Source organism: Nitrosospira lacus (genome assembly GCF_000355765.4).
GTDB lineage: Bacteria > Pseudomonadota > Gammaproteobacteria > Burkholderiales > Nitrosomonadaceae > Nitrosospira > Nitrosospira lacus.
Genome location: NZ_CP021106.3, coordinates 3,040,222 through 3,052,401 on the forward strand (window position 1 = coordinate 3,040,222; position 12,180 = coordinate 3,052,401).

A 12,180-nucleotide genomic window follows, 5' to 3' on the forward strand; every position below is an offset into this window, starting at 1 on the left:
CATCAAGCCACTTGCTTGCTTGCGTAGCAAACCATCAAGCCGCTTTGGTTTTTAGTGGAATGACCGTTGCACCTCGTTGGGCACCGGCAAGTTGCGTTCCCCACCATTGGAACAATTTGACCCGCTCATCGAATCGCTCCCCACGATCATAGGCTCGCGCGACTTCATTGTCGTGGACATGATCAAGGGCAAGCTCCACCACATCGCGGGCAGTGCCGTGATCGCGCGCAAGGGTAGAAAATGAGCTGCGCCAGCCGTGGGGGGAATGTTTCCCATCGAGCCGCAAAGTTACACGGTACACCTTTTCGATGGATTCGCGCCCGATGTGCTTGCCTCCGGCGGGGGACGGGAACAAATAACCTTTGGTGCCAAAAACACCCTTCCATTGGCGCAACTCGGCGGCAATTTCCGCGCTGAGGGGGATGCGGTGGTCAATGAACCGTGAGGTGACTTTCATTTTGGCGCGCGGAATGCTCCAGACTGGCTGGTCGCTTTCAAGGTCGAACTCTTTCCATTCCGCATTGGTGACGTTGCCGATGCGTGCCGCTGTGAATGCGCATAGGCGATGCGCCATGCGCACAGACGGGGAAATTCTGGTCATATCGGCGCGGCGCAAAATGTCACCCAATGCAGCAAATTCCAGCAGGGCAGGCATACGTCCGCTGTCTTTTTTCCGGGGTAGTATCTCACGGGCAGGAAGGGCGGGATTGTCGCGGCATAGTCCCTTGGCTTGGGCGTAGCGGAACACGCCGTTTAGATGCTGGAGGATACGAGTAGCGGTTTCAAGCACGTCGCGCTTGTGGATATCCTCAACGGCTTTCGCTACGATGGCAGGGGTGATGCTGGCAATGGGCAGCTTGCCAATTGCGGGGTAGATGTCGCGCTCGAATGCCCGCGACGATTTGATATAATGGCCTGCGCTCCATTCCTTCTTTTTCATGGTCAGCCATCCGCCAGCGACGGCTTCAAAGGTATTGTCGCTTGATGCGCTGGTTTCCGCACGGTTGATACGGCGCTGAGTAACCGGGTCTTTATTTTCCCGGAGAAGCGCTTTGACCTCAGTCAGCTCAACACGCGCCGCTGCCAGGGAAACGGCTGGGTAGGTGCCGACAGAGTAAATTTTCTCCTTGCCGTCAATCCGGTATTTGATGCGCCAGGTGGCACCCCCCGCAGGAGTGATGAAAAGATGCAGACCACCCCCATCTGGGAGCTTCTTGCCACGCTCCGTTTTCGCAACAAACGCCTTAACGGCTTTATCTGTAAGCTTTCCGCCGATACCCCCAGACATACAATATCTCCCGGTTCAATTTGGAGCGATACCCCCTTCGCTACCCCCATTATGCCCGGATGTTATCAGATTGCGCAAGACGTAAATGGACGATGACTGTCCCTATTTACAAAGAAAAACGCCGTCTCTAGGACGGCGTTGAATCTTACTGGGGGTATTGATGGTGGAGGCGGCGGGAATCGAACCCGCGTCCGCAAGTCCTCTACAGACAGTTCTACATACTTAGCCATGTTATTTAATTTAACCTGGCATCCGCCAACCGGCGGGCTGATGACAGGCGAGTCACCTATTGTTTAACGCTCTGTAAAGTAACCCTGCGGAGCGCGATCCTCGTTAATGGCTCCGCTGTCTGTTGCCAGACCCGGCGTTGAGGCCCACCGGTGCGGAGTCCAGCCGGATTTAAGCGGCTAGAGCGTAACGTTCGTCGTTTGCGACTATACTTTTCCAGATGTATTTACGAGGTAACTGGTCCTCGGTATGCCCTGCGCTGCTTTGCAACCCACGTCGAAGCCAGGTCGCCCCCGGCATTCTGTATCACACTTATTAGATAGTGATGAGACGGAAGAGTTCAATGACGAACTTCGAGTCTTGCTGCCACGCATACTATAACAGAAGCAGGGAGGGCTCTTCTGATTTTGCCGGCAAATAGGCGTGCAGTCGTTAAAGAATTCTCATACGGGTAATGCGCTTCACTTATTACGCCCTACAATTTATCTGAAAGGTGCTTAAGGGTAACTAAAGGTAATTAAGCAGTTCCTGGGGATGATCGATAAGATATTTTGCGCCCCAGGATTCAGGGGGGTGTCCATTTCCCAGATAGCCATACTTGGCGATGATCGGCTCCATCCCGGCAGCCAGGCTTGCCTGCACGTCGCGGTAGTCGTCGCCCAGGTAAACGCATTCGGCGGGTGCAATGGCCATCATGCTGCTTGCTGTCAGCAGCGGCTCCGGGTGTGGCTTGGAGTGCGTGGTGTCGCCACCGCTGACAATACATGCGGCACGGTTGTTCAAACCCAGCTCCCGCATCAACGGCAGGGTAAAGCGCGCAGGTTTATTGGTCACGATTCCCCACGGAAGCCCGCGAGCCTCGATCTGGTCAAGCAGCTCGGCTACGCCCGGAAACAAACGGGTTTCATCGCACAGGCGTTCAGCATAAAAATCGAGAAACTCATTGCGCATGGCATCATAGCCAGTATCGCCCGGTTTGATATTGAACCCCAACCCAAGCAGCCCGCGCGCACCGGCCGAGGCTTCGGTACGGATAAGCGCGATCGGCAACGCCGGGAGGCCACGTGCGATGCGCTGCCGGTTGAGGGCATGCCCCAGATCGGGTGCGGTGTTGGCAAGAGTGCCGTCGAGATCGAAGAGAACGGCTCTAATCATGAGTCATGGCTATTTTGGCATCGACGGGAGTGAGGCGTGAAAGGCATACCCACGTCGTTTGGGCTGGATTCCGGATCAAGTCCGGAATGTCGAAATTTGGGTTACATTTCCCGGTCGATGGCCTTATTTCACCGCACTTACGATTTCAGGCACGGTACGCCATAATGTAGTTCACGTCGGAATCCGCCTCCAGTGCGTAGACCTTGGTGATGGGATTGTAAGTCATGCCGATGATATCTTCCACATTGAGGCCGGCTTCACGAGCCATGCGGGCGAGCTCGGACGGCTTGATGAATTTTGCATAGTCATGCGTGCCTCGCGGCAGCAGGTTCAATACGTATTCGGCACCAATAATGGCGAACAGGTATGACTTCGGGTTGCGGTTGATGGTCGAGAAGAAGATCCAACCACCCGGCTTGGCAAGTTCGGCGCAGGCGCGCACGATGCTTGCCGGACTGGGCACGTGCTCAAGCATCTCCATGCAGGTAATCACATCGTAATGATGAGGCTGCTCCCGGGCGAGATCTTCCACCGCGATCTTGCGGTAATTCACTTTTTTGCCGGTTTCCAGCAGATGCAGCTTCGCTACTTTCAGGGGTTTGTCGCCAAGATCGATGCCCGTGACGTGCGCACCGCGCCCCGCCATGCTTTCCGACAGAATGCCGCCACCACACCCGACATCCAGCACGGTTTTGCCTGACAGGCCTGCAAACCGGTCGATGTAATCCAGGCGCAGTGGATTAATTTCATGCAGCGGCTTGAATTCACTGTTGGGGTCCCACCAGCGATGCGCCAGTTGGCTGAATTTTTCCAGCTCCAGCGGATCAACATTTACGCTCTTTTCTTCCGTTTCTTTGATCATCCTAAATCCGGTAATTGTAGCGAACACACCAAAATGATGAAAGTTTAATCCAGATAATCCATCAGGCGGCTCTCCGAGCCTACTCCGGTACTGGCCAGTAATGATGTTAAATTCAAGATGAGCGGTCAACTGCCGGATTCAGGATCATTAAACTTCATCCCATCCGTGATCTGGTCCCGCCAGAATTCCGCCCGCAATAATAGCTCCTGCTCATTCAGAGTGGTCAATTCCCCATCCTCCAGCAGCATTTTACCATTTACCCACACATGGCTCACATGTTCGCGCCCGGCGGCATAGACAAGATGTGAAACGGGGTCATAACAGGGTGCGAGTTCGAGACTGGAAAAATCCACTGCGGTGATGTCGGCCGCTTTGCCCGCGATCAGCGAACCGGTGAGCGCACCCAGCCCCAGCGCCTTGGCGCCATTGAGCGTCGCCATTTGCAGTGCCTGCCATGCGGGCAGCGTATCCGCCCTGCCGCTCCGGCCTTTCGCGAGCAGCGCGGCGAAACGCATTTCCTCGAACATATCGAGGCGATTATTGCTGGCGGCCCCATCTGTGCCCAAGCCAACATTGATACCTTTATCCAGCAGGGCAGCGATGGGCGCAAGCCCACTGGCAAGCTTCAGATTGGAAGAAGGGCAATGTGCCACGGAGCAGCCTTGTTGCGCCATCAGTCCGATTTCATCGCTATTGAGATGGACCATGTGCACGGCGATCAGATTGGGGCCCAGCAAGCCAAGTTTGTGCAGGCGCTCTATCGGACGTACACCGGTGGTTTTCAGACCATTTGTGATTTCGTCGTCGGTTTCATGCAGATGAATATGGACAGGCAGATCGAGCTGTTCGGCATAGGTCAGGACGCTGGCAAAAACCTTGTCACTGACGGTGTAAGGCGCATGCGGCGCGAAGCAGAACGATAGCAGCGGATGATGATTGTATTTGTCGCGCAGCGCCAGGCCCTTGGCCAGATAATCATCGGCATCGCTGGCGTAGGCGGTGGGGAAGTCGATGATGATCATGCCCATCGCGGCACGCATGCCAGATGCCAGCACCGCCTCGGCCGATGCCTCCGGAAAGAAGTACATGTCGTTGAAGCAGGTAATTCCGCCCCGCAGCATCTCGGCGCAGGCCAGCCGGGTTCCATCGAAGACAAATCCGGCATCAACATGGCGCGTTTCAGCGGGCCATATATGGTTGTGAAGCCACTCCATCAACGGCAGATCGTCCGCCATGCCGCGCATCAGCGACATCGCGGCATGAATGTGGAGGTTGACCAGGCCCGGGATCAACGCGTGATTGCCCAGGACCACCCGTTCGCTGGGGGAAAATCGCGATTGCGCCTCGGCTGCCGGTAAAATTGCCTGAATCAGTCCCTTGTCGATCGCAATCGCATGATCGCGTAACACCATCCCATTGGGCTCCACCGGAATTATCCAGCGTGCTTCCAGCAATGTATCGATTTTTACGGGATAGGCCATGTATTGACGAGCTTAGCAAAAAAAAACCCTGCACAAGGGCAGGGTTTTAATGTTTTTGTGCTTAAGTCTTGATTATTGAACTGTTTCCCGTGTACCGGCGACTTCAACTTCAACGCGACGATCGGGTTGCAGGCATTCGATCAATGCTTTGGTTTTCTTGTTGCCTTTGCATGTGTCGCCGGTTACCGGATTGGCTTCGCCTTTACCATCGGTGAAGATCTTATCGGCGGATATGCCTTTTTCTTTCACCAAGTAGGCCTTGACAGCCTCGGCGCGACGCAGCGAGAGTTTCTTGTTGTAGTCATCGGAGCCGAGACGGTCAGCATAACCGATGGCAACGATCGTGTCGTATTTGATGCCCCCAAGTTTGCCTACGAGGTCATCCAGAGCTTGCTTGCCCGCGGGCTTCAGGACAGCCTTATCGAAATCGAATAATTCATCAGCGGACAAGGACACTTTTTCGGGTTCCGTAACAGGAGCGGGAACAGGCGTCGTAGCCACGGGAGCAGGCGCTTCAGCTTTTTTCTCGGCTTTTGGCAACAGATCAGGATCGCATTCGTATATCGCCATGGCAGGTGTCCAATACCCCGTACGCCAACAGTCGCCGGAAGAATCCCGGGCTACCGAACCACGGCCATCACTTGCGTAAGCTTCGGGTTGCTCTTGCGCCATGGCAGTTCCCGAAAACAGCACTGGCAGAACAACTGCTCCGAGCAAGAGTTTTTTCGCTACTATATTTTTCATGCTATCGCCCCTTTTTCAGAAAAACTTCAATTCAAAATCAAATCATCCCTAATTCATGCAAATTCCAACAAAGCCCATCCCTGACTCATGCAAATACAAACAAAGCCATCCACTTGACAATGACAGATTATTGCACATTCGCGATTCAATTATCTAGTTATATATCTGCCCTTGTCAAATCATGTTGTTGCAGACGGCATGAATAGTCGAATACCCCAGTGACTTAAATACGGGGGACATGCTAAAATCATCGGTTTTATGCAATAGTATCCGAGGCAAAATTCGTATCATAACTCATTGTCTCTGATAGAGAAATAATAATGGATCAATTCGCGAAAGAAACCCTGCCAATCAGCCTCGAAGAGGAGATGCGCCGCTCTTACCTCGATTACGCCATGAGCGTGATCGTGGGGCGGGCATTGCCGGACGTGCGCGATGGCTTGAAACCCGTGCACCGGCGGGTACTATTCGCCATGCACGAACTCTCCAATGACTGGAACCGCCCATATAAGAAATCCGCGCGTATCGTCGGCGACGTGATCGGCAAGTATCATCCTCATGGCGATACCGCCGTGTATGACACGATCGTGCGCATGGCGCAGAATTTTTCGCTGCGCTACATGCTGGTCGACGGCCAGGGCAACTTCGGTTCGGTGGATGGCGATAACGCGGCAGCCATGCGCTATACCGAAATCCGCATGTCGCGCATCGCCCATGAACTACTGGCGGATCTCGACAAGGAAACAGTGGATTTCGGTCCGAATTACGACGGCTCGGAAAAAGAGCCACTGATTCTGCCCGCGAAAATTCCCAATCTGCTCATTAACGGCTCTTCCGGCATCGCGGTAGGCATGGCGACCAACATTCCGCCACATAATCTGAACGAAGTGGTGGAAGCTTGCCTCGCCCTGCTGAAAAACCCTGAAACCACCATCGAAGAATTGATCGAGATCATACCAGCGCCCGATTTTCCAACCGCCGGCATCATCTACGGCGTCGCCGGCGTGAGAGAAGGTTACCAAACGGGGCGCGGCCGGGTCGTGATGCGCGCGCGCACTCACTTCGAGGACATGGAAAAGGGCAGCCGCCAGAGCATCATCATTGATGAGTTGCCGTATCAGGTGAACAAGGCCAATTTGCTGATCCGTATCGGCGAACTGGTGCGCGACAAGAAAATCGAAGGTATTTCCGATCTGCGTGACGAATCGGATAAATCCGGCATGCGCGTGGTAATCGAGCTCCGTCGCGGAGAAGTGCCTGAAGTGGTGCTGAACAACCTGTATAAAGAAACACAAATGCAGGACACTTTCGGCATGAACATGGTGGCCTTGCTGGATGGGCAGCCCAGGCTGCTGAATCTGAAGCAGATGCTGGATGCGTTCTTGCGCCATCGCCGCGAGGTGGTGACAAGACGCACGGTGTTTGAATTGAAGAAGGCACGTGAACGCGGCCATCTGCTGGAAGGCCTGGCGGTGGCACTCTCCAACGTGGATGAGGTGATCGCGCTGATCAAGGCTGCCCCGACTCCTGCGGTGGCGAAAGAAGCATTGATGTCGAAACTTTGGCGTTCCGGATTGGTTGAGGAAATGCTCGCCCGTGCCTCGGTTGACACGAAGGCGTTCCGTCCCGATGGCCTGGCGCCTGAATTCGGCTTATCCAGGGATGGATATCGCCTCTCCGACGCTCAGGCGCAAGCAATACTGGAGCTGCGCCTGCAACGTCTGACGGGGCTGGAGCAGGACAAGATCGTCAATGAGTACAAGGAGGTCATGGAGCGGATCGCTGATTTCCTCGACATTCTCTCCAAGCCTGAACGTATCACGGCCATCATCACCGAAGAGCTTGTTGCCATGAAGCAACAGTTTGGTGACAAGCGCCGCAGTGAAATCGTCATCAATACTCAGGATTTGAGTATGGAAGACCTGATCGCATCGGCGGACGTGGTCGTGACGCTGTCGCATAGCGGCTACATCAAGTCGCAACCGCTCGATGACTACCGCGCGCAAAAACGCGGGGGGCGTGGAAAACAGGCAACCGGCACCAAAGAAGACGACTTCATCGACAATCTGTTCATCGCCAACACTCACGATTATATCCTGTGCTTTTCCAGCCGCGGACGAGTGTACTGGATCAAGGTTTACGCGGTGCCGCAGGGCGGACGCGCGTCGCGCGGCAAGCCCATCGTCAATCTGGTGCAACTGGAGGAAGGCGAGAAAATCAATGCTATCCTTCCGGTAAAGGAGTTCGACGAGAATCGCTATATATTCATGGCGACCTCCTTCGGCACGGTGAAGAAAACGCCATTGTCGGAATTCTCCCGTCCTCGCGCCAGCGGCATCATCGCGGTCGGCCTGGATGAGGACGATTATCTGATCGGTGTTGCGCTGACTGAAGGCAAGCATGATGTCATGCTGTTTTCAGATGGCGGGAAAGCGGTGCGTTTCGATGAGAATGACGTGCGCGCAATGGGGCGCGGCGCACGTGGCGTGCGCGGGATGAAACTGGGCAAGGGACAGAAAGTTATCTCCCTGCTGGTCGCCGAAAGTGAAGAGCAGGCAGTCCTGACCGCAACGGAAAATGGCTATGGCAAACGCACGCCGATAAGCGAATATACCCGCCATGGCCGTGGCAGCCAGGGCATGATTGCGATCAAGACCAGCCAGCGTAATGGCAAGGTTGTGGCGGCAAGACTGGTAAGGCAGGATGACGAAATCATGCTGATCACCACCGGCGGCGTGCTGATCCGCACGCGCGTCAAGGAAGTTCGCGAAATGAGCCGTGCCACCCAGGGAGTGACACTGATCAACCTCGATGACGGGGAGAAACTGGCCGGACTGGAGAGGGTGGTTGAGACTGATGAGGATAACGGGGTAATCCTATAAAGGAAGTTTGATGGAACATATATTTAACTTCAGCGCGGGCCCTGCGGTATTGCCGGTGGAGGTTCTGCAGCAGGCGCGTGACGAAATGCTCGATTGGCATGGCAGCGGCATGTCGGTATTGGAGATGAGCCACCGCGGCAAGGAATTCATGTCCATTGCCGCGAAAGTTGAAGCGGATCTGCGCGAATTGATCGGCATCCCCGGCAACTACAAGGTGCTTTTCCTGTCTGGCGGCGCTTCCAGTCAGTTTGCCATGGTGCCCATGAACCTGCTGCGCGGCAAAAAAAGCGCCAGTTATGTCAATACCGGCGAATGGTCCAAGAAAGCCATCAAGGAAGCGAAGCGATACTGCATTGTCAATATCGCGGCCTCATCCGAGGATGCGAATTTCACGTGCGTGCCGCCACAAGACACGTGGAATATCGATCCGGACGCCGCTTATCTGCATTACACGCCCAATGAGACCATCGGCGGAGTGGAGTTCAACTGGATTCCGGATTTGACGCATCTGAATGCCGAGGTGCCGCTGGTTGCGGATATTTCCTCCACCTTCATGTCGCGCCCGCTGGACATTACCCGCTTCGGATTGATTTATGCCGGCGCGCAGAAAAATTTCGGCCCTGCGGGATTGACTGTCGTCATTGTGCGCGAAGATTTGCTGGGTACAACCCTGGCCGGCACTCCCACCATGTTTGACTACAAGATCCACGCGGATAATGATTCCATGTATAACACCCCACCCACCTACCCCATGTATATTGCCGGGCTGGTGCTGGAGTGGTTGAAGAAAAAAGGCGGATTGGCGGCAATGGAGCAGATCAACATCGCCAAGGCCAAGCTGCTGTATGACATGCTCGATACCACCGATTTTTATCACTGTCCCGTCGCCAGATCCGATCGCTCGCGCATGAACGTACCTTTCACGTTGAAAGATTCCGCGCTGGATGATGCATTTTTGAAACAGGCCAAGTCACGGGGGCTGATCCAGTTGAAGGGGCATCGCTCTGTGGGGGGAATGCGTGCATCGATATATAACGCCATGCCGCTCGAAGGGGTGGCGGTTCTGGTGGAGTTCATGAAGGAATTTGCGAGCAATCATGCCTGAACGCGCACATAAGGTTTTCCAGATACTGACGCTTAACCAGATCTCGCCGCTGGGCCTGAAGCATTTTGCCGCCAGTCACTACGTGGTGGGTCACGATGCAACCAAACCGGATGCGATCCTGGTACGTTCGCACAACATGCTGCAAATGGATATCCCCTCCAGCGTAAAAGCCATAGGCCGGGCAGGCGCGGGCACGAATAACGTTCCCGTGAAGGCCATGAATCTGCGTGGCGTGCCGGTGTTCAACGCACCCGGCGCAAACGCCAATGCGGTAAAGGAACTGGTGCTGGCGGGCCTGCTGATCGCGTCGCGCAATCTGATTCCGGCGATTCACTTTACCGAGAGTTTGCAGGGTGACAACGCTACCCTGCACAAACTGGCGGAAGACGGCAAGAAGCAATTCGCCGGGATAGAGTTGCCGGGGCGCACGCTGGGCATCATTGGCTTGGGCGCGATAGGACGGCTGGTGGCCGATGCGGCCCTTGGGCTCGGCATGAAAGTGATGGGCCATGACCCGAATATCACCGTGGATGCCGCCTGGAACCTGTCTTCAGACGTCAAGCGCGCGCAAAGCATCCAAGACCTCCTGCGCCACAGCGATTTCATAACCTTGCATGTGCCTTTGCTGGATGCGACGCGGGGCCTGATCAGTCAGGAAGTCGTGCAAAGCATGAAGAAGGGTACGATTCTGCTCAATTTCTCCCGCGACGGAATCATCGACGAGGATGCGGTGCTCACTGGAATCGAGTCCGGCAAAATCAAATATTATGTTTGCGACTTTCCCAGCGAAAGATTTCAGGGTCATCCGGGCGTCATTACGCTGCCGCATCTGGGCGCTTCCACGCTGGAAGCGGAGGAGAATTGCGCGGTGATGGTCGTGAAACAGACGATGGATTACCTGGAAAACGGCAACATCACCAACGCGGTCAATTTCCCCAATATCACAATGGAGCGCGGATCTCCTTACAGGCTGGCCGTGGCCAATTCCAACGTGCCCAATATGGTGGGGCAGATCTCCACCAGCATGGCCCGGGCCGGTCTCAATATTCACAACATGGGCAATAAATCACGCGGTGAAATGGCCTATACCCTGGTTGATGTGGATAGCCCGGTACCGCAAAAAACCATAGATGAGATTGCGGCAATCCAGGGTGTGTTAATGGTGCGCTATTTGCCGGTATTGGCCGAATAGCAGGATGAAAACACGGAATTTATTGATCCGGCGGGCAAATGGTTCAAGCGTCATGTCAGCGAAAGCCCGTATCCAACGGGGCCCAAAGTGTTTCGGCTGGATTGCGGGTGGAGCCCGAAATGGCGAAAATTCATAATATCTCCTCGCTGGATAAATAGATTGATGACCGGCCAACTCAAACAGCTGCGCGACAGGATTGATGCGATTGACAGCGAGCTGCTCAAATTGATGAACGCGCGCGCCGGGCTTGCGCGGGAAATCGGGCAAATCAAGAATGGCATGGCATATCGCCCCGAGCGCGAAGCCCAGGTGTTGACACGGCTGTGCGCATTGAATCCGGGACCGCTGGCGAATGAGCATATTGTGCGATTGTTCACTGAGATCATGTCGCTATGCCGGTCCCTGGAAGAACCCATGACTATTGCATACCTCGGCCCGCAGGGGACTTTTTCTGAAGAAGCGGCGTTGAAGCGCTTCGGCGGTGTGGTAACGACGCTGGCATGCAATTCGATAGATGACGTATTCCGCAAGGTGGAGGCGGGAACGGCAGGGTATGGGGTTGTGCCGGTGGAAAATTCCACCGAAGGCGCGGTGGGCAGATCGCTGGACCTGCTGCTGCATACCCCATTAAAAGTGTGTGGTGAGGTAAAACTGCCGATACATCAGCATCTGCTCGCGCTGCAAACCGATCTCACGCGCGTAAAAAAGATTTACTCGCACCCCCAGTCATTCTCTCAATGTCATGAATGGCTTAACGCCAATCTGCCCCATTTGCCGGAAACGGCGCGGATCAATGCCGCAAGCAACGCGGACGCGGCAAGACTCGCCGCCGAGGATGAAACCGCCGCGGCGGTAGCAGGCAAAAAAGCCGGGGAAGTGTTCGGATTAACCATCTGTGCTGAAAACATCGAGGACGATCCCAACAACACGACACGCTTTCTGGTAATCGGCACCCAGGAAGTCGCCGCCTCCGGCAAGGATAAAACATCGCTGGTCATGTCGGTCAAAAACCGTCCCGGCGCAATACACGAATTGCTGGCTCCATTGGCCATGCATGGCGTCAGCATGAGCCGCCTGGAATCCCGGCCTTCCCGCGCCAGTTTATGGGAGTACGTATTCTTTGTGGATATTGAAGGCCACCAGCAAGACGCAACAATCGCAAAAGCGTTGCAAGAGCTCCGGGAGAGGGCCGCATTCCTGAAAATACTCGGCTCGTACCCTGCGGGGTGATCGCGTGTTTCAA

General features: G+C 55.0%; 9 protein-coding genes and 1 other RNA gene. 4 read left to right on the forward strand and 6 right to left on the reverse strand.

The genetic code is table 11. The annotated features are described in order from the left end of the window. Nucleotides 1–34: 34 nt before the first annotated feature. The 6 genes from EBAPG3_RS13885 to EBAPG3_RS13910 all read right to left on the reverse strand — a co-directional run bounded on the left by EBAPG3_RS13885 (nucleotide 35) and on the right by EBAPG3_RS13910 (nucleotide 5,758). Nucleotides 35–1,288: a tyrosine-type recombinase/integrase gene (locus EBAPG3_RS13885; protein ID WP_004179763.1), complete on the reverse strand. Its 1,254-nt coding sequence runs from the start codon at nucleotides 1,286–1,288 to the stop codon at nucleotides 35–37. 161 nt (nucleotides 1,289–1,449) lie between these two features. Then, nucleotides 1,450–1,811: a transfer-messenger RNA gene (ssrA, locus tag EBAPG3_RS13890) on the reverse strand. Nucleotides 1,812–2,023: 212 nt separating this feature from the next. Beyond that, nucleotides 2,024–2,671 (reverse strand): HAD-IA family hydrolase, encoded by a 648-nt coding sequence (locus tag EBAPG3_RS13895; protein WP_004179764.1) that lies wholly within the window; start codon nucleotides 2,669–2,671, stop codon nucleotides 2,024–2,026. Between the two features lie 145 nt (nucleotides 2,672–2,816). Continuing rightward, entirely contained in the window at nucleotides 2,817–3,533 is a 717-nt protein-coding gene (ubiG, locus tag EBAPG3_RS13900) for a bifunctional 2-polyprenyl-6-hydroxyphenol methylase/3-demethylubiquinol 3-O-methyltransferase UbiG (protein ID WP_004179765.1), read from the reverse strand. A gap of 125 nt (nucleotides 3,534–3,658) precedes the next feature. Further along, on the reverse strand, nucleotides 3,659–5,014 hold the full coding sequence (locus EBAPG3_RS13905) for a TRZ/ATZ family hydrolase (protein ID WP_004179767.1): 1,356 nt from the start codon (nucleotides 5,012–5,014) through the stop codon (nucleotides 3,659–3,661). A gap of 72 nt (nucleotides 5,015–5,086) precedes the next feature. Beyond that, entirely contained in the window at nucleotides 5,087–5,758 is a 672-nt protein-coding gene (locus EBAPG3_RS13910) for an OmpA family protein (protein WP_040852933.1), read from the reverse strand. 320 nt (nucleotides 5,759–6,078) lie between these two features. On the opposite strand from EBAPG3_RS13910, the gene gyrA reads away from it, so the two are divergent. From gyrA to pheA, 4 genes are all read left to right on the forward strand, one after another. Further along, entirely contained in the window at nucleotides 6,079–8,640 is a 2,562-nt protein-coding gene (gene gyrA, locus EBAPG3_RS13915) for a DNA gyrase subunit A (protein WP_004179771.1), read from the forward strand. 10 nt (nucleotides 8,641–8,650) lie between these two features. Continuing rightward, nucleotides 8,651–9,745 (forward strand): 3-phosphoserine/phosphohydroxythreonine transaminase, encoded by a 1,095-nt coding sequence (gene serC, locus EBAPG3_RS13920; RefSeq protein WP_004179773.1) that lies wholly within the window; start codon nucleotides 8,651–8,653, stop codon nucleotides 9,743–9,745. Beyond that, nucleotides 9,738–10,937 carry a phosphoglycerate dehydrogenase gene (locus EBAPG3_RS13925; RefSeq protein WP_004179775.1) on the forward strand — a complete coding sequence of 400 codons (1,200 nt, stop codon included), beginning with the start codon at nucleotides 9,738–9,740 and terminating at the stop codon, nucleotides 10,935–10,937. The genes serC and EBAPG3_RS13925 overlap by 8 nt, the downstream gene beginning before the upstream one ends. Before the next feature lie 162 nt (nucleotides 10,938–11,099). After that, nucleotides 11,100–12,167: a prephenate dehydratase gene (pheA, locus tag EBAPG3_RS13930; RefSeq protein ID WP_004179779.1), complete on the forward strand. Its 1,068-nt coding sequence runs from the start codon at nucleotides 11,100–11,102 to the stop codon at nucleotides 12,165–12,167. Nucleotides 12,168–12,180 lie beyond the last annotated feature (13 nt).

Excerpts from the sequence above, each read along its gene's own strand:
- gyrA (WP_004179771.1), top strand. The coding sequence starts at position 6,079 with ATGGATCAATTCGCGAAAGAAACCCTGCCAATCAGCCTCGAAGAGGAG.
- EBAPG3_RS13885 (WP_004179763.1), bottom strand. The coding sequence starts at position 1,288 with ATGTCTGGGGGTATCGGCGGAAAGCTTACAGATAAAGCCGTTAAGGCG.
- EBAPG3_RS13905 (WP_004179767.1), bottom strand. The coding sequence starts at position 5,014 with ATGGCCTATCCCGTAAAAATCGATACATTGCTGGAAGCACGCTGGATA.
- serC (WP_004179773.1), top strand. The coding sequence starts at position 8,651 with ATGGAACATATATTTAACTTCAGCGCGGGCCCTGCGGTATTGCCGGTG.
- ubiG (WP_004179765.1), bottom strand. The coding sequence starts at position 3,533 with ATGATCAAAGAAACGGAAGAAAAGAGCGTAAATGTTGATCCGCTGGAG.
- EBAPG3_RS13910 (WP_040852933.1), bottom strand. The coding sequence starts at position 5,758 with ATGAAAAATATAGTAGCGAAAAAACTCTTGCTCGGAGCAGTTGTTCTG.
- EBAPG3_RS13925 (WP_004179775.1), top strand. The coding sequence starts at position 9,738 with ATGCCTGAACGCGCACATAAGGTTTTCCAGATACTGACGCTTAACCAG.
- pheA (WP_004179779.1), top strand. The coding sequence starts at position 11,100 with ATGACCGGCCAACTCAAACAGCTGCGCGACAGGATTGATGCGATTGAC.
- EBAPG3_RS13895 (WP_004179764.1), bottom strand. The coding sequence starts at position 2,671 with ATGATTAGAGCCGTTCTCTTCGATCTCGACGGCACTCTTGCCAACACC.